Origin of the sequence: Lentzea sp. NPDC058436 (assembly GCF_042721515.1) — a bacterium.
Classification (GTDB): Bacteria; Actinomycetota; Actinomycetes; order Mycobacteriales; family Pseudonocardiaceae; genus Lentzea.
In genome coordinates this window covers 252,940-277,666 of sequence record NZ_JBHXLF010000001.1, presented here as the reverse complement: position 1 = coordinate 277,666, position 24,727 = coordinate 252,940, and the positions used below count along the sequence as shown (strand labels likewise).

The following is a 24,727-nucleotide window of genomic DNA, read 5'->3' as shown; positions in this document are numbered from 1 at the left end:
CGCAACGGGAAGCGGGGCCTCAGCAGGCAGTGGTCTCCTGTGGATCGGCGCGGTCGGCGTTGTCGACGTCGAGCAGGCCCAGCAGGGACTCCACCCTGCCGTCCCGGAACGCGCGGCGCTGCCGGTCTGCGCCACCGCCCTCACCGTCGAGCAGCCGCAGACCTCGTTGCACCGCAGGCAGATCACCGTTCGCCTCGAACACCGGGGTCAGCCGGCGCGTCAGGTCGCCGAGCTGCTCGCGCACCGGCCGCGGTTCGCCGGACAGCACGTCCAGGACGCTTCCGCGCAGGCCCTCGTTGGCCGCGCTCCAGCAGGCCTGCCGCAGCGTCTCCTGCGGAACGGGTTCGGCCTCCACGCCGCGTCCGACGTCCACGACCGCCTGTGCCACAAGGGCTCGGACGAGCGCGGCCAGCAGGACGGCCTCGTCCACGGTCGCCGCGACGTCGGAGACCCGCACCTCCACGGTCGGCAGGTCGGTCGCGGGGCGCACGTCCCAGTAGACCATCGCCCTGTCCAGCGCGGTGCCCGCCTTGATCATGGTGTCGCAGAGCTCCTCGTAGTGCTCCCACGACTCGAAGACCGGCGGAGGCCCCGAGACGGGCCACCGCGACCACACCGTCGAACGCCAGCTCGCGAAGCCTGTGTCCTGGCCGCCCGCGAACGGCGAGTTGGCCGTCACCGCGGCGAGCACGGGCAGCCACGGCCGCACGTGGTTGCAGACCTGGACGGCGGTCTCGCGGTCGGGCACCTCGACGTGGACGTGGCACCCGCAGATCAGCTGTTGTTCCGCCAGGGCACCGAACTCCCGCGCGATCCGCCGGTAGCGGAGGCTGTCCGTCACCTCACCGGTCGCCTCTCCGAGCGGGGGCGCCCCGACGGCGATGGCACGGCATCCGGCCGTCCGCGCGGCCTGGGCGACCAGGCGGCGCAGCTCCAGCAGTTCACGGCGGGCCTGGGCGACGTCGCGGCAGACGGTCGTGTTGATCTCCACCTGCGCTCCGGTCAGCTCGTGCTCCAGGTCGAGCCCGAGCTGTTCCCGTGCGATGACAACGACTTCGTCCGCCAGGTTCACCGGAGCGCCGGTCTGCGGATCCACGAGGAGGAACTCCTCCTCGACACCGACCGTCGGACTCCAGTCGTCCTTCGATGGCGTTCTCGCCACGTCTCACCGTCCAGCTCCTAGGGGAACCGCCGAATACCCGATCGGGTGAAACGGAAACACCGCCCGCCCTCGACTTATATCGCTTGCGGCCCACCGCGACGCTGCCCACACTGGGCCGCCGACATCGGGACTCAGACAGGTGGTTCGTTGTTCGACGTGATCATCGCCGGGTGCGGGCCGGCCGGCGCGATGCTGGCGGCCGAGCTCCGGCTGCACGACGTGCGGGTGCTCGTGCTGGAGAAGGAGACCGAGCCCGTCCCGTCGTTCGCCCGCCTGGTGAGCCTGCACGTGCGCAGTCTTGAGATCATGGCGATGCGCGGACTGCTGGACCGCTTCCTCGAACGCGGGCGGCAACGGCCGGTCGGCGGCGTGTTCGCGGCCATCCCGAAACCGGCACCGCCGGGCCTGGAGTCCGCTGTGCTGCTGGGCATCCCGCAGCCGCTCGCCAACCGCCTGCTGGAGGACCACGCGCTCGAACTGGGCGCGCAGGTGCGCCACGGAGCCGCCGTGACCGGTCTCGACCAGGACGACGAAGGCGTCACCGTCGTTCTGGAGGACGGAGAACGACTGCGGGCAAGGTACGTCGTCGGGTGTGACGGCGCGCGCAGCACCGTGCGCAAGCTGCTCGGCGTCGGATTCCCCGGCGAGCCCTCGCGGAACGACACGTTGATGGGCGAACTGGCGGCCACCGCGCCGCCGGAGGAGATCGCCGCCAGGGTGGCCGAGGTCCAGCGGACGCCCAGGGTGTTCAGCTTCGGCCCGTTCGGCGAAGGTGTCTACCGCGTCGTCGTCCCGGCAGCGGGCGTCAGCGAGGACCGCGCGACACCACCCACGCTCGACGACTTCAGGCAGGCGTTGCGCGCCGTCGCCGGCACCGACTTCGGCGCGCACTCCCCGCGCTGGCTGTCCCGCTTCGGCGACGCCACCCGGCTGGCCGAGCGCTACCGAGCCGGACGGGTGCTGCTGGCCGGCGACGCCGCGCACATCCACCCGCCCGCCGGTGGCCAGGGCCTGAACCTCGGCGTGCAGGACGCGGTCAACCTCGGCTGGAAGCTCGCCGCGCAGATCCACGGCCACGCGCCGGAGGGGTTGCTCGACACCTATGAGACCGAACGCCGCCCGGTCGCCGAGGACGTCCTGAACAACACCCGCGCCCAGGTGCTCCTGGCCTCCCCCGAAGCGGGCCCGCGGGCCGTCCGCAGGCTCCTCACCGAGCTCATGGACTTCGACGAGGTGAACCGGCACCTGATCGAGAAGATCACCGCGACCGGTGTCCGCTACGACTTCGGCGAGGGCCCGGACCTGCTCGGCCGCCGCCTGCCCGATCTGGATCTCAAGCAGGGACGGCTCTACGACCGGCTCCGCCAGGGGCGCGGCCTGGTGCTCGACCGCACCGAGAGCCTGACCGCCGACAGGTGGGCCGACCGGGTCGACCTCGTCGCCGACCCGACCGCGGGGGTGGACGTCGCGGCGCTGCTGCTGCGTCCCGACGGGCACGTCGCGTGGATCGGCGAGAACCAGCGGGACCTGGACGACCACCTCACCCGCTGGTTCGGTGACCCGGTCCAGGGAAGTTCGTCCGGTGGCAGGGACCTCCGGGACACGCCCTAACGAAGCAGGGCGCCGGTCATCGCGGCCACGGCCGTCACGACGGCCTCGCGGTGCTCCGCCTGCCGTCGCGCCGGGTCCTCGCCGAGCGGGTTGCGGATCCTGACGGCCGTGGTGTTCCAGGCGAGCGCCGCCGCCAGCGCGATCATCATGGCGTCCGTCGCCGTGGTCAGGGAGACGCCGGTGCGGCCGGCGATCTCGGTGGCCTTCGAGACGTGCGCCTCGATCTCGCCCTCCGAGGGCTCGTCGAACTCGAGCATGCGCCACTGGCTTAGCCGTTGGAGTCCGGGGTCCGCGACCAGGGCGTCGAACAGCGCCCCCGCGTAGCCGGGCAGGTCGTCGGCGGTCAGGGGCGCCTCGTCGGCGAGGACGCGCAGCCGGTCGGCCATGACGGCGTCGAACAACGCCTCCTTGGAGCCGAAGTAGGCGTAGATCGCCTGCTTGTTGGCCTGCGCGGCGGCCGCGATGCGGTCCACCCGTCCTCCCGCCAGGCCGACCTTGACGAACTCCGCGTAGGCCGCGTCCAGCAGCCGGGCACGGGTCGCCGCCGAGTCGTAGCTCATGCCCGCAACTCTAAACCAACTAGATGGTTGACATCTACCGAGGCGCGGTTCTACGGTCTCCACCGAATCCAACCAACTAGTTGAATTATTTGAGGGTGAGTACGGGATGACCTCCAGGACCTGGTTCGTGACCGGCGCTTCCGCGGGGATCGGCAGGCTCGTGACCGAGCAGCTCCTCGCCTCCGGCCATCGTGTGGCGGCGACCGCCCGCAGTCCTCTGCCCGACCTGGCCGAGCGGTACGGCGACCAGCTGTGGACGGCACGGCTCGACGTGACCGACATGAACGCCCTGCGTGCCGTCGTCGGCCGCGCGTTCCGCGATCTCGGCCGCGTCGACGTGGTGTTCTCCAACGCCGGGCGCGGCTCGGTCGGCGCAGCCGAGGAGCTGACGGACGCCGTGATCGACGACCAGATCGCGCTCAACCTGACCGCGCCGATCCAGCTGCTGCGAGCGGTGCTCCCCCACTTCCGGGCGCAGGGCGGCGGCCGGTTCGTCCAGACCTCGACGATGGGCGCGCACATCACGACACCGGGCGCGAGCACGTACCACGCGACGAAGTGGGGCGTCGAAGGCTTCCTGGAGTCCGTGATCCCCGAGGTCGCCCCGTTCGGCGTCGGCATCACGATGGTCGAACCCGGCGTCGTCCGGACCACGTTCGGCGCCAACCTGAGCATCGCCGAGCCCATGCCCGAGTACGCCGGCACCGTCGTCGGTCAGCTGCACCGGTTCCTGGCCTCGACGGACAGCGTGACGGCCGGCGCACCGGGTGATCCGGTGAAGGTCGCCGCCGCGATCATCGCCTCCGCCGCCACCGAGCCCGCGCCGCGCCGCCTGGTGCTCGGCTCCGACTCCCACGAGTCCGTTCACGCCGCGCTCACCGCTCGCCTCAGCGAGATCGACGCCGCCAAGGACACCGCCGCCGCGGTCGACTTCTGATCCCGAAGAACGAGGAAACCTGTTATGTCACAAGTGATCGCCATCTTCGGCGCCGGCCGCGGTCTCGGCACCGCGCTCGCCCGCCGGTTCGCCAGGGAGGGCTACCGCGTCGCCCTGGTCGCCCGCCGGGCCGAGAGGCTGGACGCGCTGGTGCGGGACCTGGCCGCCGAGGGCGTCGAGGCCGCGGCGTTCCCCGCCGACCTGTCCGACCCCGCGAACGGACGCGCGGTCGTCGAGGCGATCCGGGCTCGCTGGGGGCGCGTCGACTTCGTGTCGTACCAGCCCTGCCGGGCGGCACGTCGTTCATCCCCGCCACCCGGCTCGACAGCACGACCCTGGCCCCGCTCGTCGGCCTGTTCCTGCTGACCCCGGTGGAGATCGCCGCCGCCGTCATCCCGGAGATGGTCGAGCGCGGCAGCGGCGGGTTCGTCGTGACCGGCGGCTTCACCGCCGCCGAGCCGCAGCCGTTCATCAGCGGCATCGGACCGGCGATGGCGGCGATCCGCAACTACGTCCACTCCCTGCACGGCGAGGTCGCCGACGCTGGCGTGTACGCGGGCGTCGCCACCCTGGCCGCGTTGAATCAGGGGCAGCGAGTCCTACGACGCCATGACCCCCGAGCAGCTATCCGAGATCACCGGCGGCACCACCGGCCTGCGCGTCCTCGATCCGGACGACCTGGCCGAGACCTGCTGGCGGCTGTTCACCGGCCGCTCCCAGATCGAGTACCGGTTCCCAGGAAGCGTCCGAAATGGACCCGCTCACGGAGAGATCCGCGTCACCGGTGTGAATTCCGCGACGGCTGGGTACTGACAAAACGCCGAACACGCGCGTGTGTTCGCACGGAGGACCTCCCTCGGGTGGTCCGGCCGGCGCCGTCCGCGGGAAGTTGAGACCTTGCAGCAACCCGCAGACGGCGCCGGTTTTTGGCGCGCGCGTTGCGAGTGGTCGTAGGATCTGCTGGACGTGCGTCAAGCAGCCGGCGCCGTGGACTCCAGAGCTGATGAAGGGGCACCGCGGCATGGCCGACTACGTGCAGGCAGGATCCGTGAGACCCGTGAGCGACGAACGTCCGGACGCGGTGGCCCGGTTGGACGAGGCCACTGAGGCGTTGACAGACCTGCACGACGCTCTCCTCGGCGAGGAGTCGATCGAGGACGCGTTGCAGCGGGTCGCGGACACGGCGGCGAGGGCCCTGCCGGACGCCGACGCCGTGACCGTGTCCGTCGTCACGGAGGAGCAGCCCTACACGGCAGCAGCGACGGACCAGGAGCTCGTCGAGGTCGACCAGACGCAGTACGACTCGGGCCGCGGTCCGTGTTTGGAGTCGGCGCACAAGCTCATCCCGGTGCGGGCGGTGACCGGCGAGCACCTCGAACTGTGGCCGGAGTTCGAGGCCGCAGCGGAGGCCGCCGGTGTCCGCGCCTACCTGTCGGTGCCGGTCGTGCTGCCGGCCTCGGACGACGCCGAGGCGCGGCACATCGGGACGCTCAACATCTACAGCCGCACCGCGACGGCGTTCGACCCGTTCGACGAAGGACTCATGCGGCTGTTCACCACGGCGGCGTCCGCGACGATCACGAACGCCCAGCGGTGGAAGCGCTCGCAGCGCCAGGTCGAGCACCTGGAGCGGGCGCTGGAGTCGCGTGCCGTGATCGAGCAGGCCAAGGGCGTGCTGATGGCCGTGCACACGTGCAGCGCCGAAGACGCGTTCGGGATGCTCGTGGAGCAGTCGCAGCGCGCGAACACCAAGCTCCGCGACGTCGCGGCGAAGCTGCTCGCCTCAGCGACCCGGTCCTCGGGGTGACCGGCCGGCCGTGATCACCCCGGCCAGCCTGACGCCCGCCCAGATCAGCAGGGCGAGCACGCCCACCAGCAGGTACTCGATCAACGGGATCCGCACCACCTCGTCGATCCTGCCCAGACCGCGCCAGGAGTAGACGGCGAGGGCGGCCACCACGAACGCGCCGCCGATCCACCACCGCGTGGTCGTGCTGAGGCCGACGCCGTGCATCTGGGTGAGCACGAAGATCGCCACGAACCCGAAGAAGAACATGGGCCACATGCCGTTCGGGCCGGAGTTCATGACGGCGACGAGCGTGCCGTGCACGGCCACGAGCAGTTCGAGGGTCATGGTCCACCAGCGGTTCGTGTGGGATCTGGTGAACATCAGGCTGCTCTGCACGAGCAGCAGGAACATGTAGAAGAACCCGATGAGGTGGCCGCTCGACGACTCCATCGGGTGGTACCAGAACGTGTAGATCGCGGCCCAGCTGAACAGGTAGCCGTGGTAGCGGCGCGCGAAGTCCACGACCTGCGCGGAGATCGGCGCGGACCAGGTGAGCACCAGGCCGCGGCGGCGGTTCTCCATCAGCAGGACGACGACCAGCAGCAGGACGACGGAGCCCTGCGAGCTGAAGATCGAGACGTCCTGGGCGAGGCCGTCGTAGAACAGCTGCGTCTGCAGGGCGTGCAGGGCGATGAACCCGCCGTTCGCGGCGAGCGCGATGACGTTGATCCGGTGCAGACCGGTGGTGTAGCGCCTGATTCGCGTCTGGGCGTAGTAGATCAGGCCCCACGACACGAGCTGGTGCGCCGCGTAGCCCACCCAGGCGGACGCCCTGGTCCAGAAGGTCGGGTCCGGCAGCTTCCAGTAGTACCAGGAGGCGCCCTGGTCGGGCAGCAGAGCTACCCCGTGCAGCCGCTGGCCCAGCAGCCAGACCAGGCCCGTGAGCAGCGCGCTCGCCACCACACCCCAGACGATCACGCCGCGACCGGACCGCCTCAGTTCGTTCAGCATGCTGAGCATTATGCACGGTTCGTCGTGATACGTTCAGCGCACTGAACAAATCAGGAGGCAGCGCGGTGGCCCGATATCTGTTGCGCGTCAACGGTGAACGGCACGAGGTCGATGTCGACGGCGACACTCCCCTGCTGTGGGTGTTGCGCGACGAACTGGGGCTCACGGGGGTCAAGTACGGGTGCGGGGTCGGCCTGTGCGGCGCCTGTACGTCCCATGTGGACGGTCAGGCGGCGCGGCCGTGCGTGCGCACCGCCGCCGACAGCGTGAAGACCAGGATCACGACGGTCGAGGGTCTGTCCCGCGACGGGAACCACCCCGTGCAGCGGGCGTGGCGGGAGCTCGACGTGGCGCAGTGCGGCTACTGCCAGCCGGGCCAGGTCATGGCCGCGGCGGCACTGCTCGCCCGCGACCCGGACCCCGACGACGCGGCGATCGAGGAAGCCCTGCGCGACAACGTGTGCCGGTGCGGCACCTATCCCCGCATCCGCGCCGCCGTGCGCCGCGCGAGCCGGATCATGAGGGAGGAACGGTGATCAGCAGGCGGACGTTGTTGCGCGGCGCGGGAGTCGGAGCGCTGGTCGTCGCGGTGCCGGTGCCCGCGCTCGCCGCCGGGGAGCTCGTGCCGAACGTCTTCGTGCGGCTGGACGACGCCGGCCGGATCACCGCGACCGTCCCGCGTCCGGACACGGGCCAGGGCGTGCGCACGGTGGTCGCTCTGCTGGTCGCGGAAGAACTGGCCGTCGAGGCCGATGACGTCGCGCTGGAACAGGCGCCGGGCGACACCGAGCGGTTCGGTCCGCAGGGCGTGGCCAACTCGACCTCGGTGCGGCAGCTCTTCACGCCGATCCGCACCGCCTCCGCGACGGCGCGTTGCCTGCTCGTCACCGCCGCCGCGCAACGCTGGCGCGTCCCCGTCGCCGAGTGCACGGCCCGAGACGGCGCTGTGCACCACCCGCGCCGGGGGCGGGCTCCCTACCGTTCGCTGGTGCACGCCGCGGCCGCACTCGACCCCGCCACCGTGCCCGTGGAGCTCACGCCGCAGGACAGGTGGCGGCTGCTCGGCAGGACGCGCGGCGGACGCGTGGACGCCCGCGCGATCACAACCGGCCAGACCCGGTACGGCATCGACTCGCGGCCACCCGGCGGCCTGGTCGCGGTCGTGGCGCGGCCGCCGTGGCTCGGCGCGGTTCCGGACACGATCGACGACACCGCCGCCCGTGCGATGCCCGGAGTCGTCGACGTTCTGACGCTCACCGCACCGGCCGAAGGGCAGGGCGGCGTGGCGGTGATCGCCAGGTCGACCCACCAGGCGTTGCGCGCCCGCGACGCGCTGCGGATCACCTGGCGTGGCGGCACACCCACCGCGGACAGCCGTGCGTGGCTCGCGGACCTCAAGGCGGCGTTGCCCGCGCAGAGCCCTGTTGATGGCCTGCAGAGGGTGTTCGAGATGCCGTTGCTCGCCCACGCGCCGATGGAACCGATGAACGCCACGGCGCACGTCCGTCCGGACGGGCTGACCGTCTGGGCACCGACGCAGGACCCCGGTTCGCTGCGCACCCAGCTGGCCCGCCAGCTCGGCGTGCCCGCCACGTCCGTGCGGGTGGAGACGACGGCGTCCGGCGGAGCGTTCGGGCGGCGCATCGAACCCGACCCCGTGCTGGAGGCGGTGGCCTGCTCGCGGCGGGCCGGTGCTCCCGTCCAGGTGCTGTGGACCCGTGTCGACGACATGCGCAACGACTCGTACCGGCCGATGTCGGTGCACCGGCTGTCCGCGGAGATCGGTCCGGACGGCCTGCCCGTCCGGCGGGCGCACGAGGTCGTCACCTGGCCGTTGACGGTCCTGCCGATCTTCTCCAACCCCGCCCTGATCAAGGCGAGCGGCGACCACTTCCCCTACGCCGTGCCCGGCGAGGTCACGGTCGCCGTGCGGCCCGCTCCCCTGCGCACCGGGTTCTGGCGGTCCGTCTACGCCGGGCAGTTCGTCTACGCGGAGGAGAACTTCCTCAGCGAGATCGGCCGACGGGCCGGCCTCGACCAGGTAGCGCTGCGCCGGTCGCTCCTGCCCGCGGGCTCCCGGCTGCACCGGGTGCTCGACACCGTCGCCGACCGCGCCCGGTGGACCAGGCCACCGGCGCCCGGCACCGCACGTGGCGTGGCCTGCCTGGAGGAGTACGGCTCCGCGATCGCGGTGATCGCCGTCGCCGAGCCCTCGTCGCGCCGGGTGCTGCGCGTGCACGCGGCCGTGGACGTGGGCGTGGCGCTGCACCCGTCCGGAGTCCGCGCCCAGGTGGAGGGCTGCGTGGTCGACGCGCTGTCCACGGTGCTCGGCGCGCAGATCACCGTCCGGGAGGGACAGGTCGCGGAGTCGACGTTCGGCGACTACCGGTGGGCGAGGATCGGCCAGGTCCCGGACATCGACGTCACGATCGTGCCGTCGACAGCACCGTTGGGTGGTTTGGGCGAATTGGCCTACCCGCCCGCGGCGGCGGCCATCGCGGCGGCGATCGGAGGCGACACGCCGGTGACCGGCATGCCGTTCGGTACCGGCGTGGGGTGACCGGGTGGGTCTGGGATGATGGGACCGTGGCCGAGGGAGACGAGCTGGCGGTGGCCGACCGCCCGGACCAGGTGGGCGCGGACGTCGCCTCCTGGCCCACGGGCAGGCTCCTGTCGGTCGCGGCCCGCGTCGTCGAGAAGCGCTTCGAGGACTTCCTGGCGACCCGCGGCCTCACCCACGCCGGCATGATCACCCTGCACCACCTGGCAGAAGGCCCGCGCTCCCAACGGGAACTGGCGACGCTCAGCCGCGTCACCGACCAGACCATGAGCCGCACGATCGACCACCTCGACCGCGGCGGCCACGTGGTGCGCAGCCAGGACACCAAGGACCGCAGGCGCACGTCGGTGAAGATCACCCCGGCGGGCCGCCGCGCCCTCGCCGCCGCCCGCCGCGAGGAACGCGAGTCCGACACGCTGCTCGGGGCCGTGGACGACTACGAGCACTTCCGGCGGCAGCTGATCGCGCTGATCGCGGCGGCGACGTCCACAGAGGACTAGTTGCCCGCGAGGGCCGTGGTCAGTTCGCCGATCAGGTCCGACGGCTCCTCGATGCCGACCGACAGGCGGATCAGACCTCCCGTGACGCCCAGGGCTTCGAGCTCGTCCACCGGGAGCGAGCGGTGCGTGGTCGTGGCGGGGTGCACGAGCGTCGTGGCGACGTCGGCGAGGCTCGGGGACAGCGGGATCGCGTGCCCGAGGCGGGCGATGAGGTCGTCCACGGCACGCCGCCCGCCCGCGAGCTCGAACGAGAGCATGCCGCCGGTGCCGTCCGGGTAGAGCCTGGCGGCGGTGCCGGCCTGCGGGTGGTCCGGGCGCGAGGGGTGGTGCACCCGCGTCACCGCCGGGTGCAAGGCGAGGAAGCCGGCCACTTCCGTCGCGCCGCGGGAGTGCGCCCGCATCCGGAGGCCGAGGGTCTTCAGTCCCAGCAAGGCCATCCAGGCGTCGAACGGGCCGAGCGTGGCGCCGAGGTGGACGACCGACTGCCGGATCCTGTCCACGAGGCCGGCGTCCCCCGCCACGACACCGCCCATCGCCGCCGAGTGGCCGCCCAGGTACTTGGGAACGCTGTGCCACACCAGGTCCGCGCCGTGCTCCAGCGGCCGGAGCAGCGCGGGCGTGACGAACGTGGCGTCGACCACGAGCCTCGCCCCGGAGTTGTGCGCCAGCTCCGCCAGTGCGGGCAGGTCCGGCACGCGGACCGTCGGGTTGGTCAGCGCCTCGACGAGCACGAGGCGCGTGCGCGGAGTGACGGCACGGCCGACCTCGGCGAGATCGGCCGCGTCCACCAGCGTCGTCGTGATGCCGAGCCGGGGCAGGTCGACCCCGAGCAGGCTGCGCGTGCCCCCGTAGGCGTTGCGGTCGGCGACGACGTGATCACCGGCCTCGGCCAGCGCGAGCACCGTCGAGCTGATCGCGGCCATGCCGGACGCGCTGGCGACCGCGCCGTCCGCGCCCTCCAGGTCCGCCACGGCCTGTTCGAGCACCTGGCCGTTGTAGTGGCCGAACCGGTAGTAGGCGTGGCCGTGCTGCTCGCCGTCGAGAACCCGGTGCAGCGACGCCAGATCCGGATAGCCGTGCACCGTCGCCTGGTGCAACGCGGGCACCAGCGGCAGCGCCTCGCCGGGAGGGCTGTGCGCACCCGCTCGCGCGGCACGGGTAGTCAGGTGCGAGCGGCTGCTCATCGTCACCGTCCACTTCGGTCTCAGTTGAAGCGCGAGTACACCGGCTCGGACCAGCCGGCGGGGAAGGCGTCCTCGGTCCAGACCGCCTCGGTGATCCGGAAGACGGTCTCCTGCCCGGTGGCCGGGCCGTCCGCGTTCCGCGACGGGCGCACCTCGGCCGTGCCCGTGAGCTGGAGGGTCGAGCCCGACTCCCAGTCCGGGAACAGCAGGCCCGCCAACGGGTTCCGCCCGAGGTTGCCCGCGGTCATCATCATCGCGTTGCCCACGTAGTCGGGCCAGGTGAGTTCGGTGGACGAGACGACCTGGACGAAACCGGGGTTGCCGCCGCGGTGCGACACGTCCGCGCCGCTCTCCACTGCCGTCGCGACGAAGAAGGTGTCGGCCGTCGACACGAGCACCGCCTGACGGGTGTCGAGCACCTCGCTCCGGGTGACGACGGGTCGCGGTCCGGCCGGCCCGTCCGGCATGACGCGGGCCTGGATGTACTTGGGGCAGTTGCCGAACGCCTGGTGCACGTCCAGCTCGCCGCCCCCGTCCACGGGCCGCCACCGGCCGTTGATCCGCAACCTCTTGCGCAGCACCAGGTCGATGGCGAGCGTGCCCACGTCGGCTTCGCCGGTCAGCGCCTCGGCCAGCGGGTCGGTCGGCACCACGGTCGCGCCGGCGCGCAAGGTGTGCGGGTCGAGCGCGCTCAGGAACCCCTCCGGCCCGACCAGGGCCGTGGCCCACGGCCGTCCTCCGAGGTCCTGAGCGCCCAGGACCAGCATCCGCTGGCGCGTGAGGAAGTCGAACGCCCCGCGCGGGATGGCGTCCGAGATGATCGGCCGGACCCTCGCCGCCAGTTCGGAGGTACCGGCCACCCGTTGCGCTTCGAGCTCGCCGGGGTGGAAGGCGAGCCGGCCGACGAGGTCGGCCACGACGTCAGAAGGTCAGGACGTGGTAGCCGGACAGCACCAGTTCCCTGATGCTGGCGACACCGGGCGTACCCGGCGCCTGGTTCTGGCTGACCTGCTTGACGTCCGCGACCTCGACGCCCTCCGTCGCACCGAACACGGTCGCGCACCCGCCTGACGCCACCGTCACGACCTTCTCCTTCACCGCGGCGTACAGCTCGTGCGCGGGGTGCTCCGGCTCGGACAGCACCGCGGGCCACCGGGTGCCCGCGCCCTGGAAGAGCACCAGCGCCTCACCGCCCTGCGCGAACTCCCACGCGGTGGCGAGCGCGTTGAACACGCGGCCCAGCGCCTCCTCGGTGCCCGTGGACGGGTCGGACAGCACCACAACGGCGGTCTTGCTGCTCATGAAACCTGCTCCTCGTCTGTTCGTTCCGGCTGACGGTGGCCAGCTTTACCGAACGATCGGTAAAAATCAAGTGATGCGGGACACCTCGCTGAACTGCGGTGATGTTTTTTACCGTACGTTCGGTATCTCCAACTGGGCAATATGAGTGGAGGAACGATGGCTACGCCGACGGGGCTGGGCGAGGACGGCGCGGACCGGATAGGGGACGGCGCGGAGCAGGCCGAGGACGGCGCGTTGCGGATCGGGGACGGCGCGATGGAGGCGTTGACCGAGAGGCGAGCCGACGAGGCGGCTGCCTTCCGGCCTCACCAGCCCGCCGCCGACCAGCCCACCCCGCTGACCCTCACGATCACCGCGCGAACCCAGGTCGCGCGGGACGTCGTCGCCCTGACCCTCGAAGCCCCCGACGGACGCGACCTCCCGCCGTGGCGTCCGGGCGCCCACGTCGACGTGTTCCTCCCCACCGGCCTGACCCGCCAGTACTCCCTCTGCGGCGACCCGGCGAACCGGTCCGCCTGGCAGATCGCGGTCCTCCGCGAGCGACACTCCCGCGGCGCCTCCCGATGGCTCCACGACCAGGCACCGACCGGCACCACCCTCACCACCGGCGCACCCAGGAACCTCTTCGAGCTCACCCCGGCCACCCGCTACGTGTTCGTCGCGGGCGGGGTGGGCATCACACCGATCCTGCCGATGATCACCGAGGCGGAACGGTCCGGCATCCCCTGGACCCTCTGGTACGGCGGCAGATCCGCGACCACGATGGCCTTCGCGGACGACCTCCGGCAACGGGGAGACCACGTCCACCTCGTGCCGAGCGACACCCAGGGCCGCATGGACATCGCGGAGATCCTGAGCACTCCCACCACCGGCACGGCCGTCTACTGCTGCGGCCCCGACTCCATGGTCGAAGCGGCGCAGAAGGCCTGCGCCACCTGGGAACCCGGCACGCTGCATGTGGAGCGCTTCACCCCAGAAGCCGAGCAACCAGGGGGAAACGCCTTCGACGTCCACTGTGCACGGTCCGGAGTGGACGTCAGGGTCGAGGACGGCGTGTCCGTGCTGGACGCACTGCTGGAAGCCGGGGTCGAGGCCGACTACTCGTGTGCACAAGGGTTCTGCGGCACGTGCGAAACGAGGGTGCTCGAAGGCGTCCCCGACCACCGGGACGACTACCTGGACACCCCGCAGGACACGATGATGATCTGCGTGTCCCGGTCCCGGTGTCCCAGACTGGTTCTCGACCTGTGACGAGGTGCTAGTCCGGGAGCAGGATGCCCGGCAGGAGGGCCACGCTGTCGGCGAACGCGTCGGTGTCGCCCAGCACGCGCCCCAGCACCAGCGCGCCCTCTACGCGGAGAAAGGCCTCCTTGGCGGCACGGAGGGCGTCTGCCTGGTCGCGGCCCGCGCGCCGGGAAGCGTCGGCCATCGCGTCGATCCACGTCGTCGCGAGCAGGCGCGCCTGGTTCCTGACCTTCTCCGGGGTGCCGGCGAGGGTCATGGTGTCGAGCACGCACGACAAGGCTCCCGCGCCGTAGAAGTCGCCGAGGCGGCGTGCGGTCTCGGCCACTCCCCTGGCGACGTCGGCGTCCTCCCGCATCGGCCCGAGGATCCAGAGGAACCGTTCGCCCACCTTCGCGAGGACCGCCTCGGCCATCTCCTCCTTGCCGTTCGGGAAGCGGTGGTAGAGGCTCGCGCGCTGCAGTCCCGACGCCTCCGAGAGGTCGCCGATCGCGGTGCCGTCGAAGCCCTTCTCCCGGAACACCGGCATGAGCAGGTCCAGGAGGTCGGCGTCGTCGATGCGGGGTGGTCGTGCCATCCCGCCATGTTACCGAACATTCAGTCAAATACGCGTTCGGCCGAGTTTCGCCGTCTTTACGTCGGGTATGTACGTTTTCGTGACCGACGTGACTGTTGATCCCGCGGACCTGCTCGCCGAGGGCTACACGGCGGAGTTCCCGGACGCCGACGAACCCGTTCTCCGCGACGCCGACGGCCGCGAAGTGCTGACGTGGCAGGAGAACTACCCCTTCACCGAACGGATGCCGCGCCCGGAGTACGACCGGCTCAAGCGGTTGCTGCAGATCGAGCTGCTGAAGCTGCAGCACTGGGTCGCCGACACCGGGCAACGGCTCGTGATCCTCTTCGAGGGCCGCGACGCCGCGGGCAAGGGCGGCACCATCAAGCGGTTCACCGAGAACCTCGACCCGCGCGGCGCGCGGACGGTCGCGCTCGACAAGCCGAGTGAGCGCGAACGCGGCGAGTGGTACTTCCAGCGCTACGTCCGCGAGTTACCGACCGCGGGAGAGATCGTGCTGTTCGACCGGTCCTGGTACAACCGGGCCGTCGTCGAGCACGTCATGGGCTACTGCACACAGCCCGAGTACGACCTGTTCATGAAGCAGGCCCCGCAGTTCGAGCGGATGCTCGTCGACGACGGCGTGCTGCTCGTGAAGCTGTGGTTCTCCGTGTCCCGCAGCGAACAGCGCACCCGGTTCGTCATCCGGCAGATCGACCCGGTGCGCCAGTGGAAGCTCAGCCCCAACGACATCAAGTCGCTCGACCGCTGGGACGACTACACCGAGGCCAAGGTCGCGATGCTGCGTTCCACCGACACCGAGATCGCGCCGTGGACGGTCGTCAAGAGCAACGACAAGAAGCGCGCCCGCATCGAGGCCATGCGCAGCGTCCTGGCCCGCTTCGACTACGACGACAAGGACGACAGCGTGATCGGCACTCCGGACGTCCGCGTCGTCGGTGCCGCCGCCACCCTGCTGGAGGACGGCGAGGACGACACCGCGCTCAGCCCCACCCCGATCGCCCCTCACGCGGAACCGGGCCCTGGCCTGCACCCGGAACCGTAGGGGCAGCACCACCAGCGGGACTGCGGCCAGCCCCAGTGATCATCTCGGCCGCCACCGGTTGACTGCTCGCATGACCTCACCCCTGTCCCGGCGCGCCGCTGTGCGCGGCGCCGCCCTCGCCGCCGCGGCGACCGCCGTCGCCGCTCCCGCAGCCGAAGCGCGGGGCGACCAGAACTCGTTCACGGTGCGCGACAACAGAGGCAGGCAACGACTGCTCGCCGACACGCGGCGCCCGCCGATCCTCATCGGCGGCAGGACGATCCCCGCCGAGCAGCGTCAAGGACCAGAGCGCGGCACCTATTTGATCTTCAACGACGAGAACGGCTCCGAACGCGGCGGGATCGTCGCCGGAGCGTCGGAGGCGAGCCTCTCGCTCGACTACGTCAACGCGCAGGCGCTCACGCTGGCCACCCGGTGGCAGGGCGAGCACGGCGCGACGGCCCTGTTCTTCAAGCAGATGCCGGATCCGAGCCTGCCCGTCGAGCAGACTCCGCCCACCCCGACCAGGGTCGAGCTGGTGTGGTCGACGGCCGACGGTTCCGTGCTCGCGCTGAACGACTCCGCGGGCAGGCCCCGCATCGTGCTCTCGGTGGACGCGCAGGACGTTCCGAGCATCCGCGTGCTGGACGAGCGGGGTGCCGTGGTCTCCAGCCTGCCCTGACGGAGATCACGCGATCGGGAAGTCGAAGTACGTGTCCGGGTACGGCTCGTCGGCCAGCGTGTAGTGCCACCACTCGCTGTCGTAGCGCCGGAACCCGCACGCCTCCATGATCGAGCAGAGGTGCTGCCGGTTCGCCGCCTCCACCTCACCGACCCCGGCGGCGCCGTGGTGCGAGATCGGGTCCATCAGGTCGTGGTCGCCGCCCATGGGAACCAGTTCGCCACTGCCCAGGTGGTAGAGCGTGAGGTCGACGGTGCTGCCGCGACTGTGGCCCGACTTCGCCGCGACGTATCCCAGGGAGAACATCTCGGCCCTGCTGATGTGCGGGTGGAACCGCGCCTTGGTCCGGCCGTCCTCGGGGCGCGCGGCCCAGCGCACGAAGCAGTCCACGGCGCGTTGCGGGCGGTAACCGTCCCACAGCAGCAGGCCGAAGCCGAGCGACTCGGCCTTCTCCTGCGCCATTTCGAGGGCGTTCACCAGCGCGCGGGTGCCGGCGACGCGGTTGACCAGGTAGCCGTCGACCGGTTTGCCGGTGAAGTTGTCCCACGTGGCGTACTTGGCGTCCCAACGGATTCCGGGCACGTCCACGAACACGAAGTCGGCGTTCACCGGAGCTTTCCCGTCAGCGCCAGCGACACCAGCCGGTCGATCACGTCACCGAGCGAGAGCCCGGCGGCCGCCATCATCCTCGGGTAGCGGCTGTACGAGGTGAGGCCGGGCATGGTGTTGACCTCGTTCAGCACCACCGTTCCCTCCGGCGTCAGGAACATGTCGACCCGCGCGAGACCCGAGCAGCCCAGCGCGCGGTAGACGACCTTGGCCGTCTCCTGGACGAGAGCGCGCGACTGCGCCGAGATGTCCGCGGGCACGACGAAGGCCGAGTTCTCCGAACCGGTCTCGGGCGAGTCCTCCTGGTGGATCCGGAAGAACCCGTGGGTCAGCGCGACCCTGTCCAGCTCGCCGACGACCAGGTCGTCGCCGCTGCCGAGGACCGCGCAGCCGATCTCACCGCCCGTCACGGCCTCCTCGACCACGATCTTCGGGTCGTACCGGCGGGCGACCTCCAGCGCGACGCCCAGTTCATCCTTTGTGGACACCTTGGTCACGCCGAACGACGAACCCGACCTGGCCGGCTTCACGAAGACCGGGTAGGCCGGGTCCTCGGGAACCCCGGTCCAGAACCTCGGCGTCGCGACCCCGGCGTCGCGCGCGACGACGTACGTGAGCGACTTGTCCATGCACAGCGCGGAACTCTGGACGTCGCAACCGATGTACGGGATGCCGCACAGCTCCAGCAGTCCCTGCACCGCGCCGTCCTCCCCCAGCCTGCCGTGCAGCACGGGGAACACGACGTCCAGCTCGACCGTCTCGAACCGCCCGTCCTCCAGGACGAGCAGACCGTCCGGCGAGAGCACGACCGGGCGGCCGTCCTCCGCACCGGGGCCCGCGCACAGCCGCCAGTCGCCGCCGCGCGTGATCTTGATCCAGTACGGGTCGTACCTCGTGCTGTCGAGGCTCCGCGCGACCTCCCGCGCGGACTTCACCGACACGGGATGCTCCTCGAACGACCCGCCGAAGATGATCCCGATCTTCACCTCGGTCATGCGTCTCCCCCGTTTTCGAAGCTCAGGCAGTTGATGAGTGTGTTTTCCACGGTGTCGCTCAGCGCGTGGTCCGTGTAGTAGGCGGTGTGCGGGCTGATGATCACGTTCGGCATCTCCTGCAGACGCGCCAACGGTTCGCCGCTCCACTTCCTCGAACGGCAGTCGGCGTAGAAGAGCCCTTCCTCGCCTTCGAGCACGTCCAGCGCCGCGCCGCCCAGCCGTTCGCTCTCCAGCGCCTCGACGAGTGCCTTGGTGTCGACGAGCGGACCGCGTCCGGTGTTCACGACGACCGCGCCGCGCTTCATCGACCCGATGCGGTCGCGGTCGAGGAGGTGGTGCGTTCCCGCGTTCAACGGCGTGTGCAGCGTGACGACGTCGCTCACCCGCAGCAGCTCGTCCAGCGGCACGTAGTCGGCGGAGTTGCGCGGCCGGCTGTCGAACGCCAGCACGCCGCACCCGAAGCCGCGCAACCGGTCCAGTACCGCAACGCCGATGCGCCCTGTTCCGATCACGCCGATCGTCAGGTCGCGCAACTCCTTGCCGCGCACCGCGTTCAGCCGGTAGTCGTGCCGGTCTGCGCGCAGGAGCACGGACTTCGCGCCCCGCACGGCCATCAGCATCAGCATGACGGTGTAGTCGGCGACGCTGTCCGGTGAGTAGGCGATGGTGCCGACGGTGATGCCGAGGCCGGCGGCGTGCTCGACGTCGACGTGGTCGAAGCCGACGCTGCGGGTCGAGACGTACCGAACGCCGGCGCGGCTGAGCGCGACCAGTGTCGCGTTGGTGACAGGGGTTTTGTGGCCGACGCTGACGCAGTGGTTTCCCAGGGCCAGTTCAGCGTTGCTCTCGGAGACCGCCGCGCCGGTGATGGTCGGCGTCACTCCGCAGCGGGGTGCCATCTCCCGGAACAGGACGGCCTCGTCCCGCTCGCACCCGTAGATCGTGATGCCTGTTGCCATGCCCCCAAGTCAAGGGAACACGGCGTTGCCGTCCCGTATCCGGTTTTCGATACGCGGAGGACACGCGCTATTCGGCGGTGGTCACCAGCAGGCCGATCGCGGCGGGCAGCTCGGTGCGCAACTGGGCGACCGTGTCGGCGTTGCCCGTGAGGTGGTGCAGCAAAGCCCGCTGGAAGATGCCGTCCAGCGTCACGTAGATCATGGCCGGCGACGCGGCCGGGGTGCCGCCGACCAGTTCGGCGTAGCGGTTGACCACCCGCCACACCATGGCCTCGCGGTGGCTGTCGATCTCCAGCACGTCGGCGCGGAACGACTCGTCGAACAGGCTCTGGTTGCGCAGGTCGTACCAGAGGCGGTGCAGCACCGCGTCCTGCTCCAGGGTGTCGAAGAACATCGCCACGAACTCGTCGCGCAGCTGCCCCGCGGACTTGGCGCTCGCCACGACCTCGTCGTAGCGCGTCACGCAGACCACCTCGTACTGGCGGACCGCCTCGGTGATCAGGTCGCGCTTGTCGGCGAAGTAGTAGTGCAGGACGCCGTGGGAGAACTCGGAGTTCTGCGCGATCTCCCGCAGGCTCGTGCGCGCGTACCCCAGCTCCGCCAGCGTGTGCAGGGTCGCGACGGCGAGCTCCGTCCGCCGGGCGTCGAACTTGTCGACCTGCCGGCGGGCGATGCGGTCCTGCTTGCGCGAAACGACTTCTGTCACGCCTCGGAGCCTACCGCTCACTGCGACAAACCTTGACCACTCGTCCAAAAAATCTTGGACAGTCGTCAAGGAAAAACTTGACGACTGTCAAGGAATAGCTAGTGTGTGAGCCATCTCACCGAGGAGGCGACTCAATGACGAGTTATCAGCTGACAGGGCGGAAAGCGCTGGTCACCGGGGGTGCGCGAGGACTGGGCGCAGGCATGGCGGAGGCCCTCGCGGCGGCCGGGGCGTCGGTCCTGATCGGCGACGTCCTGGAGGAGGAGGGCAAGCAGACCGCTCAAGCTCTGCGCGACTCGGGCGCGACGGCGGAGTTCGTGCCGCTGGACGTCACCGATGACGAGAGCTGGGCCTCGGCGGTGAGCACGGCGGTCGACGCGATCGGCGGGCTCGACATCCTCGTGAACAACGCGGGCATCGAGATCACCAGCCTGATCACCGAGCTCGACCCCGCCGACGTCCGCAAGATGCTCGACGTGAACGTGCTGGGCACCGCGCTCGGCCTGAAGCACGGCCTGCGCACGATGCGTCCCGGCGGCGCGGCGGGCAACGGCGGTTCGATCATCAGCATCGCCTCCGTCGCGGCGACCATCGCCTTCCCGGGCATCAGCGTCTACTCGGCGACCAAGTCCGCGATCGACCGGCTGACCAGGGTCGCGGCGGCGGAGTCCGGCAAGCTCGGCTACGGCGTGCGCGTCAACTGCATCTACCCCGGCCTCACGCCCACCACGATGGGCAACCAGCTGGCCGTCGACTGCGCCGAGCTGGGCCTGTTCCCCTCGGTCGAGGCCGCCGTCGGCGCGGTCGTGGAGCTCACGCCGCTCGGCCGGCTCGGGCAGGTCGACGACATGGCGGACGCGGTGGTCTTCCTCGCGTCGGATGCCTCGAAGTTCATCTCCGGAGCGGGTCTTCCGGTCGACGGCGGAATGGGGATGTGACCGTGCCTACCGACAAGCCTGTCGTCGTCTACGGAGCCTCCGGCTACACCGGACGTCTGATCTGCGAGTACCTGCGCGAGTACGGGATCCCGTTCCTCGCCGTCGGCCGTGACGGCAAGAGGGTCAAGGAAGCCGTCGACGCGGTGCCCGGCATCGACACGGTGTCCTACGACATCGCCGAGGTCGAGCACACCGAGGAGGCGCTGACCGAGGCCTTCACCGGCGCCAAGGTCGTGCTCAACACCGTCGGCCCGTTCTCCCGCTACGGCCACGAGGCGGTGAAGGCGAGCCTGAACGTCGGCGCGCACTACACCGACACCAACGGCGAGCAGGACTGGATGATCGACGCCGACGCGCGGTACGGCGCCGCGTTCGCCGAGCAGCGCCTGCTGCTCTCCCCCGGCATCGCGCAGATGTACACGGTCGGCGAGATCGCCGCGCAGATCTGCCTGGAACAGCCCGGACTGGACACTTTGGACATCGGGGTGTTCTGGAAGGGTTATCCCACAGTCGCTTCCACGAACACCATCCTGACGAACGCGGCGTTCGCGAAGGCGTACTACCTGGAGCAGAACGAGTACGTGGAATGGCCGCCGGACGCGGGTCTCTACGAGCTCGTCGTGCCCGGCCAGCACGAGCTGGGCCTCGCGCTGCCGTGGGGCGGAACGGCGCATCCCGTGTGGTTCAAGAGGGATCCGCGCGTCGCGTCGGTGCGGGCGCTGGGCGGCGTGTTCAACCGGCCGCTGATGCTCGGCGTGCCGCAGATCGTCACGGCGGCGCTCCAGGAGATGGAGGGCAAGACGGACGAGGAGAAGTACCAGATCGTCGACGCGTTCTCCGCCCAGGTGCGCAGCGAGATGCCCCCGCGCGAGAACCCGCGGATCAACATCTCGCTCGACTCCGTGCACGCCTCGGGCCCGCTGGGCCGCGCGTCGTGCGTGATCCACGGCAACTGCAACTACAAGCAGACGGCGTTGCTGAACGTGCACGCCGCCGTGCACCTGTTGCAGGACGCGCCGCGCAGGGTCGGGTTCGCCTCGGGCTGCCAGGCGTTCGGGCACCGTGAGCTGCTGGGCGCGCTGCGGTCGTTCGGTCTCGTCCTCGACCCGATCGTCGAAGTGCACCGCTGATGCGTCTCAGCGACTACCTCGACAAGGGCGCGTCGCTCGGTGGCAACGCGCCCTGTCTGACCATCAACGGCGTCTCCCAGAGCTACGCCGAGGTCCAGCAACGCTCCCGCGTGATCGCGGGGGCGTTGCAGGGCAGCGGGATCGCGCCGGGAGACCGGGTCGCGGTGCTGTCCGCGAACGACCCGATCGCGCTCACGTGCGTGTTCGGCATCTCCCGCGCCGGTGCGGTGTGGTGCCCGGTCAACCCCCGCAACGAGGCGGCGGAGAACCGGGAGCTGCTCGACCTGTTCGGGTGCCGCTGCCTGTTCTTCCAGGAGAAGTTCGCGCCGCTGGTCGACCGCATCCGCGGCGACCTGCCCGCACTGACCACGCTGGTGTGCCTGGACGGCGAGGTCGAGGGCGCCGTCACGTTCGCGGACTGGCTGTCGCGGTTCGGACGCGAGCCGGAACCCGTGGAGGTGGCCGGCGACGACCTGTGCGTGCTGGCGGGCACGGGCGGCACGACCGGGCGCCCCAAGGGCGTGCGGCTGACCGCGCACAACCTGGAGACCGCGACCGCGCTGACCCTGATGGGCTACCCGATCGGCCATCGGCCTCGCTACCTGGCGCTCGCCCCGCTCACGCACACGGCGGGCGTGCTCACGTTCCCGATCATGTCGCTGGGCGGCGAGACGGTGATCATGCCGGCGCCGGACCTCGGCGAGTTCCTGCGGCTGGTCGAGGACCACCGGATCACGCACGCGTTCCTGCCGCCGACCGTGATCTACGGCCTGCTCGACCACCCCGCGCTCGACTCGACAAACCTGAGTTCGCTGCAGTGCCTCTGGTACGGCGCCGCGCCGATGTCCCCGGTGCGGCTGACCGAGGCGCTGCACCGGATCGGGCCGGTCATGGGCCAGCTGTTCGGGCAGACCGAGGCCCCGAACATGATCGCCACCCTCTCCCCCGCCGACCACTTCCGGCCCGACGGCTCGATAGCGACGGAACGTCTGTCCTCCGCGGGCAGGCCGACTCCGTTCACGCAGGTCGCGATCATGGCGTCCGACGGGAAGCTGATGCCGGTGGGCGAACGCGGCGAGATCGTCGTGCGCGGGCCGTTGGTGATGGCCGGCTACCACGAGAACCCGGCGGCCACGGCCGAGGTGAGCGCGCACGGCTGGCACCACACCGGCGACATCGGCTACCTCGACGCCGACAACTTCCTGTTCATCGTCGACCGCGCCAAGGACATGATCATCACGGGCGGCTTCAACGTGTACTCGGCCGAGGTCGAGCAGGCGTTGCAGGCGCACCCGGCGGTCCAGGACAGCGCGGTGGTCGGCCTGCCCGACCCGAAGTGGGGCGAGCGGGTGACCGCCGTGGTGCAGCTGCGGGCCGCCGGGCACACCGACCCGGCCGCGCTGATCGCGTTCGTCAAGGAACGGCTGGGCGGGGTGAAGGCGCCGAAGCAGGTCGAGATCTGGCCCGACCTGCCCCGGTCCAAGGTGGGCAAGGTGCTCAAGGCCGAGATCAGGCAGCGGCTCAGCGCCGGGAGCTGACGCGGGCCTCGACGTCGGCGAGGTGCTCCTCGAACGTGCGCGTGGCCTCGGTGAACGGGCCCTGGGGCAGCAGGGCACCGCCGGTCATCGCCTTGCCGACCCTGCCGGGCAGCGTGACGGGGATCAGGACCTTGCGGTCACCCCTGGCCTTCGCGAGCCGCTTCGCCATCTCCTCCATGCGCCACTCCCGCGGCCCGGCGATCGGCAGCACGAACCCGCCGGGCCGCCCCACCAGTTCCACGAGCCGCGCCGCCACGTCGACGGTCGCGACCGGCCGGGACAGCATCCTCGGCACCACGACGAACGGCCCGCGTGCCTGGTCCAGCAACGGCTCGGCGAACTCGTGGAACTGGGTGGCGCGCAGGATCGTCCACGGCAGCGACCCGCCGCCGACCAGCTCCTCCTGCCTGCGCTTGCCCTTGTAGTAACCGGTGTCGACCTTGTCGAGGCCCACGATGGACAGCGCGACGAGGTGACGGACCCCGGCCCGTTCGCCCGCGTCGAGCAGGTTCCGCGTCACCGTGCCGAAGAACTCGACGGCGGCCTTCTCCCGCAACGCCATGCGGTTGCTGACGTCGATGATCGCGTCGCAGCCCTTCAGCCGTTCCACGAGACCGTCCCCGGTGGTGAGGTCCACACCGGACGACCGGGACAGCACCACGGCGTCCTGGCCGGTCCGCTCCAGCTCACGCACCACGTGCCTGCCGACGGCCCCCGTTCCCCCAGCCACTGCCACCCGCATCGCCGCACTCCTCTTCTGACGTCGTCGTCAGGTAGACGGGATGGCGCGGCGATCTGTGACAACCGCTGGTCAGGGGCAGGGCCTCCTCAATAACCGACGGCGTGCAGCCTGGCGTGCAGGGCGGCCAACCGCGGAGACTGCGTGGCAGCACGCGCGGCCACGGCCTGGTCGACCTTCTGCCGCGCCCTCAGCAGGCACTCCCTCGACCCGGTGAACCCGCGTGCCTTCGTGGCGAGCGCCACCACGACGTTGTCGTCGTCCTCAGCGGAACCGCCGTCCGCCAGCATGATGTCGTTGACGCGCAACGTCTCCCCGTTCTGGAGCCGCAGCAGCAGGTCGAGGTGGAAGATCTGGACAAGGTCGGTCTCGATGACCTTCTCCGGGCCCACGGAGACGACGAACCTGTCCTTCCGCTTGCCCTCCACCTCGAACTTCACGTCGCTGCCGAACTTCCGGCCGGCACCGTCTTGGGGGATCCGGACGTGGTACTGGGCGGTGATCTGGAGCGGACCGCCACCGCACGCCTGCACCGTGTGGACACCGCGCACCTCCGCGTCCACCCGCGTGATCAGCGCGGACTGGTCGTGCAGGTTCTCCAGCACGACGTCGACGGCGAGCGCCTTCACCGAGACCTTCTCCGTCGGCTTGTCGACGTCCTCGGACAACTCCGCCGCCACGTCGTCGACGGACGTGAGCTCGTGGCCGACGACGTTCACCCTGGGCGTCATCGAGGCGTCCTTGCCGGCGGCGTCCTGGTCGTAGGCCGCCTTGGCGACCACCAGGGACACCACGGCCACCGCCACACCGACGATGCTCACGACCGCCACGAACACCGGCGACGCGTACCACTTGACCGCCGCCCCGCGCCGTCGTGCTCGTCTGCGCCTTCCCTTGCGCCCCATCGAGCAGACCCCCTCCGTCACCGGGCTCGGTCTGAAGATCGCGGGCCAGCCCGGAGCGTTACCGGTA

At 70.7% G+C, this 24,727-nt stretch carries 27 protein-coding genes; 14 read left to right on the top strand and 13 right to left on the bottom strand.

What is annotated here, in order from left to right:
* Window positions 1-19 precede the first annotated feature (19 nt).
* Window positions 20-1,162, bottom strand: coding sequence for a glutamate--cysteine ligase (locus tag ACFWN2_RS01235; protein ID WP_382424084.1), 1,143 nt, complete (start codon window positions 1,160-1,162; stop codon window positions 20-22).
* A 147-nt stretch (window positions 1,163-1,309) separates the two neighbouring features.
* On the opposite strand from ACFWN2_RS01235, the gene ACFWN2_RS01230 reads away from it, so the two are divergent.
* Window positions 1,310-2,773 carry an FAD-dependent oxidoreductase gene (locus ACFWN2_RS01230; RefSeq protein WP_382424083.1) on the top strand — a complete coding sequence of 488 codons (1,464 nt, stop codon included), beginning with the start codon at window positions 1,310-1,312 and terminating at the stop codon, window positions 2,771-2,773.
* On the opposite strand, the gene ACFWN2_RS01225 is transcribed toward ACFWN2_RS01230, so the two are convergent.
* On the bottom strand, window positions 2,770-3,333 hold the full coding sequence (locus ACFWN2_RS01225) for a TetR family transcriptional regulator (protein ID WP_382424082.1): 564 nt from the start codon (window positions 3,331-3,333) through the stop codon (window positions 2,770-2,772). The two genes, ACFWN2_RS01230 and ACFWN2_RS01225, sit on opposite strands and share 4 nt — an antisense overlap.
* 106 nt (window positions 3,334-3,439) lie before the next feature.
* Here ACFWN2_RS01225 and ACFWN2_RS01220 point away from each other — a divergent pair, with 106 nt between their 5' ends.
* The 4 genes from ACFWN2_RS01220 (at window position 3,440) to ACFWN2_RS01205 (ending at window position 6,077) form a co-directional block, all read left to right on the top strand.
* Window positions 3,440-4,270: an SDR family oxidoreductase gene (locus ACFWN2_RS01220; protein WP_382424081.1), complete on the top strand. Its 831-nt coding sequence runs from the start codon at window positions 3,440-3,442 to the stop codon at window positions 4,268-4,270.
* Window positions 4,271-4,294: 24 nt separating this feature from the next.
* Entirely contained in the window at window positions 4,295-4,636 is a 342-nt protein-coding gene (locus ACFWN2_RS01215; protein ID WP_382424080.1) for an SDR family NAD(P)-dependent oxidoreductase, read from the top strand.
* A 243-nt stretch (window positions 4,637-4,879) separates the two neighbouring features.
* Entirely contained in the window at window positions 4,880-5,083 is a 204-nt protein-coding gene (locus ACFWN2_RS01210; RefSeq protein WP_382424079.1) for a hypothetical protein, read from the top strand.
* Window positions 5,084-5,273: 190 nt separating this feature from the next.
* Window positions 5,274-6,077, top strand: coding sequence for an ANTAR domain-containing response regulator (locus tag ACFWN2_RS01205; RefSeq protein ID WP_382424078.1), 804 nt, complete (start codon window positions 5,274-5,276; stop codon window positions 6,075-6,077).
* On the opposite strand, the gene ACFWN2_RS01200 is transcribed toward ACFWN2_RS01205, so the two are convergent.
* Entirely contained in the window at window positions 6,054-7,070 is a 1,017-nt protein-coding gene (locus ACFWN2_RS01200) for a hypothetical protein (RefSeq protein ID WP_382424077.1), read from the bottom strand. The genes ACFWN2_RS01205 and ACFWN2_RS01200 overlap by 24 nt on opposite strands.
* A 65-nt stretch (window positions 7,071-7,135) precedes the next feature.
* On the opposite strand from ACFWN2_RS01200, the gene ACFWN2_RS01195 reads away from it, so the two are divergent.
* The 3 genes from ACFWN2_RS01195 to ACFWN2_RS01185 are packed head-to-tail and all read left to right on the top strand — an operon-like array spanning window position 7,136 to window position 10,130.
* Complete coding sequence (locus ACFWN2_RS01195; protein ID WP_382424076.1) at window positions 7,136-7,606, top strand: (2Fe-2S)-binding protein; 471 nt, start codon at window positions 7,136-7,138, stop codon at window positions 7,604-7,606.
* Window positions 7,603-9,630, top strand: a complete 2,028-nt coding sequence (locus tag ACFWN2_RS01190) for a molybdopterin cofactor-binding domain-containing protein (RefSeq protein ID WP_382424075.1) — start codon at window positions 7,603-7,605, stop codon at window positions 9,628-9,630. The genes ACFWN2_RS01195 and ACFWN2_RS01190 overlap by 4 nt, the downstream gene beginning before the upstream one ends.
* A 26-nt stretch (window positions 9,631-9,656) precedes the next feature.
* Entirely contained in the window at window positions 9,657-10,130 is a 474-nt protein-coding gene (locus ACFWN2_RS01185; protein WP_382424074.1) for a MarR family winged helix-turn-helix transcriptional regulator, read from the top strand.
* On the opposite strand, the gene ACFWN2_RS01180 is transcribed toward ACFWN2_RS01185, so the two are convergent.
* From ACFWN2_RS01180 to ACFWN2_RS01170, 3 genes are read right to left on the bottom strand one after another with little or no spacing between them, the layout of a single operon-like run.
* Window positions 10,127-11,314 carry a trans-sulfuration enzyme family protein gene (locus ACFWN2_RS01180; protein WP_382424073.1) on the bottom strand — a complete coding sequence of 396 codons (1,188 nt, stop codon included), beginning with the start codon at window positions 11,312-11,314 and terminating at the stop codon, window positions 10,127-10,129. The two genes, ACFWN2_RS01185 and ACFWN2_RS01180, sit on opposite strands and share 4 nt — an antisense overlap.
* 20 nt (window positions 11,315-11,334) lie before the next feature.
* On the bottom strand, window positions 11,335-12,231 hold the full coding sequence (locus tag ACFWN2_RS01175) for a pyridoxamine 5'-phosphate oxidase family protein (RefSeq protein ID WP_382424072.1): 897 nt from the start codon (window positions 12,229-12,231) through the stop codon (window positions 11,335-11,337).
* Between the two features lie 4 nt (window positions 12,232-12,235).
* Complete coding sequence (locus tag ACFWN2_RS01170; RefSeq protein WP_382424071.1) at window positions 12,236-12,616, bottom strand: hypothetical protein; 381 nt, start codon at window positions 12,614-12,616, stop codon at window positions 12,236-12,238.
* Between the two features lie 156 nt (window positions 12,617-12,772).
* Here ACFWN2_RS01170 and ACFWN2_RS01165 point away from each other — a divergent pair, with 156 nt between their 5' ends.
* Window positions 12,773-13,867: a PDR/VanB family oxidoreductase gene (locus ACFWN2_RS01165; RefSeq protein WP_382424070.1), complete on the top strand. Its 1,095-nt coding sequence runs from the start codon at window positions 12,773-12,775 to the stop codon at window positions 13,865-13,867.
* A 7-nt stretch (window positions 13,868-13,874) separates the two neighbouring features.
* Here ACFWN2_RS01165 and ACFWN2_RS01160 read toward each other — a convergent pair whose 3' ends face one another.
* Complete coding sequence (locus tag ACFWN2_RS01160; protein ID WP_382424069.1) at window positions 13,875-14,435, bottom strand: TetR/AcrR family transcriptional regulator; 561 nt, start codon at window positions 14,433-14,435, stop codon at window positions 13,875-13,877.
* Between the two features lie 79 nt (window positions 14,436-14,514).
* Between ACFWN2_RS01160 and ppk2 the strand changes: the two genes are divergently transcribed.
* Both ppk2 and ACFWN2_RS01150 read left to right on the top strand, forming a co-directional pair.
* A complete protein-coding gene (ppk2, locus tag ACFWN2_RS01155) occupies window positions 14,515-15,480 on the top strand; it encodes a polyphosphate kinase 2 (protein ID WP_382424068.1) in 966 nt (321 codons plus the stop codon).
* Between the two features lie 70 nt (window positions 15,481-15,550).
* Entirely contained in the window at window positions 15,551-16,141 is a 591-nt protein-coding gene (locus ACFWN2_RS01150; protein WP_382424067.1) for a hypothetical protein, read from the top strand.
* Window positions 16,142-16,147: 6 nt separating this feature from the next.
* Here the strand turns inward: ACFWN2_RS01150 and vanX are convergent, their stop codons facing one another.
* The 4 genes from vanX to ACFWN2_RS01130 form a co-directional block, all read right to left on the bottom strand.
* Entirely contained in the window at window positions 16,148-16,750 is a 603-nt protein-coding gene (gene vanX, locus ACFWN2_RS01145; protein WP_382424066.1) for a D-Ala-D-Ala dipeptidase VanX, read from the bottom strand.
* Window positions 16,747-17,745 (bottom strand): D-alanine--D-alanine ligase family protein, encoded by a 999-nt coding sequence (locus tag ACFWN2_RS01140; RefSeq protein ID WP_382424065.1) that lies wholly within the window; start codon window positions 17,743-17,745, stop codon window positions 16,747-16,749. The genes vanX and ACFWN2_RS01140 overlap by 4 nt, the downstream gene beginning before the upstream one ends.
* Window positions 17,742-18,704: a D-isomer specific 2-hydroxyacid dehydrogenase family protein gene (locus tag ACFWN2_RS01135; protein ID WP_382424064.1), complete on the bottom strand. Its 963-nt coding sequence runs from the start codon at window positions 18,702-18,704 to the stop codon at window positions 17,742-17,744. The genes ACFWN2_RS01140 and ACFWN2_RS01135 overlap by 4 nt, the downstream gene beginning before the upstream one ends.
* A 67-nt stretch (window positions 18,705-18,771) precedes the next feature.
* Complete coding sequence (locus tag ACFWN2_RS01130; RefSeq protein ID WP_382424063.1) at window positions 18,772-19,410, bottom strand: TetR/AcrR family transcriptional regulator; 639 nt, start codon at window positions 19,408-19,410, stop codon at window positions 18,772-18,774.
* Between the two features lie 134 nt (window positions 19,411-19,544).
* On the opposite strand from ACFWN2_RS01130, the gene ACFWN2_RS01125 reads away from it, so the two are divergent.
* Genes ACFWN2_RS01125 through ACFWN2_RS01115 form a run of 3 tightly spaced genes read left to right on the top strand, consistent with a single transcriptional unit; the run spans window position 19,545 to window position 23,016 of the window.
* Window positions 19,545-20,348 (top strand): SDR family NAD(P)-dependent oxidoreductase, encoded by an 804-nt coding sequence (locus ACFWN2_RS01125; protein ID WP_382424062.1) that lies wholly within the window; start codon window positions 19,545-19,547, stop codon window positions 20,346-20,348.
* Between the two features lie 2 nt (window positions 20,349-20,350).
* Window positions 20,351-21,478 carry a DUF5938 domain-containing protein gene (locus tag ACFWN2_RS01120; RefSeq protein WP_382424061.1) on the top strand — a complete coding sequence of 376 codons (1,128 nt, stop codon included), beginning with the start codon at window positions 20,351-20,353 and terminating at the stop codon, window positions 21,476-21,478.
* Window positions 21,478-23,016, top strand: coding sequence for a long-chain fatty acid--CoA ligase (locus tag ACFWN2_RS01115; protein WP_382424060.1), 1,539 nt, complete (start codon window positions 21,478-21,480; stop codon window positions 23,014-23,016). The genes ACFWN2_RS01120 and ACFWN2_RS01115 overlap by 1 nt, the downstream gene beginning before the upstream one ends.
* Here the strand turns inward: ACFWN2_RS01115 and ACFWN2_RS01110 are convergent.
* Together ACFWN2_RS01110 and ACFWN2_RS01105 are read right to left on the bottom strand one after the other, a co-directional pair.
* Window positions 23,000-23,758 carry an SDR family oxidoreductase gene (locus ACFWN2_RS01110; protein ID WP_382424059.1) on the bottom strand — a complete coding sequence of 253 codons (759 nt, stop codon included), beginning with the start codon at window positions 23,756-23,758 and terminating at the stop codon, window positions 23,000-23,002. The genes ACFWN2_RS01115 and ACFWN2_RS01110 overlap by 17 nt on opposite strands.
* 86 nt (window positions 23,759-23,844) lie before the next feature.
* Window positions 23,845-24,660 (bottom strand): hypothetical protein, encoded by an 816-nt coding sequence (locus ACFWN2_RS01105; RefSeq protein ID WP_382424058.1) that lies wholly within the window; start codon window positions 24,658-24,660, stop codon window positions 23,845-23,847.
* Between the last annotated feature and the right edge of the window lie 67 nt (window positions 24,661-24,727).

What these genes read in the sequence shown, in the direction of transcription:
- ACFWN2_RS01225 (WP_382424082.1), bottom strand. Translation starts at nt 3,333, where the DNA reads ATGAGCTACGACTCGGCGGCGACCCGTGCCCGGCTGCTGGACGCGGCC.
- ACFWN2_RS01135 (WP_382424064.1), bottom strand. Translation starts at nt 18,704, where the DNA reads ATGGCAACAGGCATCACGATCTACGGGTGCGAGCGGGACGAGGCCGTC.
- ACFWN2_RS01150 (WP_382424067.1), top strand. Translation starts at nt 15,551, where the DNA reads ATGACCTCACCCCTGTCCCGGCGCGCCGCTGTGCGCGGCGCCGCCCTC.
- ACFWN2_RS01220 (WP_382424081.1), top strand. Translation starts at nt 3,440, where the DNA reads ATGACCTCCAGGACCTGGTTCGTGACCGGCGCTTCCGCGGGGATCGGC.
- ACFWN2_RS01125 (WP_382424062.1), top strand. Translation starts at nt 19,545, where the DNA reads ATGACGAGTTATCAGCTGACAGGGCGGAAAGCGCTGGTCACCGGGGGT.
- ACFWN2_RS01215 (WP_382424080.1), top strand. Translation starts at nt 4,295, where the DNA reads ATGTCACAAGTGATCGCCATCTTCGGCGCCGGCCGCGGTCTCGGCACC.
- ACFWN2_RS01170 (WP_382424071.1), bottom strand. Translation starts at nt 12,616, where the DNA reads ATGAGCAGCAAGACCGCCGTTGTGGTGCTGTCCGACCCGTCCACGGGC.
- ACFWN2_RS01160 (WP_382424069.1), bottom strand. Translation starts at nt 14,435, where the DNA reads ATGGCACGACCACCCCGCATCGACGACGCCGACCTCCTGGACCTGCTC.
- ACFWN2_RS01115 (WP_382424060.1), top strand. Translation starts at nt 21,478, where the DNA reads ATGCGTCTCAGCGACTACCTCGACAAGGGCGCGTCGCTCGGTGGCAAC.
- ACFWN2_RS01205 (WP_382424078.1), top strand. Translation starts at nt 5,274, where the DNA reads ATGAAGGGGCACCGCGGCATGGCCGACTACGTGCAGGCAGGATCCGTG.
- ACFWN2_RS01110 (WP_382424059.1), bottom strand. Translation starts at nt 23,758, where the DNA reads ATGCGGGTGGCAGTGGCTGGGGGAACGGGGGCCGTCGGCAGGCACGTG.
- ACFWN2_RS01165 (WP_382424070.1), top strand. Translation starts at nt 12,773, where the DNA reads ATGGCTACGCCGACGGGGCTGGGCGAGGACGGCGCGGACCGGATAGGG.
- ACFWN2_RS01200 (WP_382424077.1), bottom strand. Translation starts at nt 7,070, where the DNA reads ATGCTGAACGAACTGAGGCGGTCCGGTCGCGGCGTGATCGTCTGGGGT.
- ACFWN2_RS01210 (WP_382424079.1), top strand. Translation starts at nt 4,880, where the DNA reads ATGACCCCCGAGCAGCTATCCGAGATCACCGGCGGCACCACCGGCCTG.
- ACFWN2_RS01140 (WP_382424065.1), bottom strand. Translation starts at nt 17,745, where the DNA reads ATGACCGAGGTGAAGATCGGGATCATCTTCGGCGGGTCGTTCGAGGAG.
- ACFWN2_RS01105 (WP_382424058.1), bottom strand. Translation starts at nt 24,660, where the DNA reads ATGGGGCGCAAGGGAAGGCGCAGACGAGCACGACGGCGCGGGGCGGCG.
- ACFWN2_RS01180 (WP_382424073.1), bottom strand. Translation starts at nt 11,314, where the DNA reads ATGAGCAGCCGCTCGCACCTGACTACCCGTGCCGCGCGAGCGGGTGCG.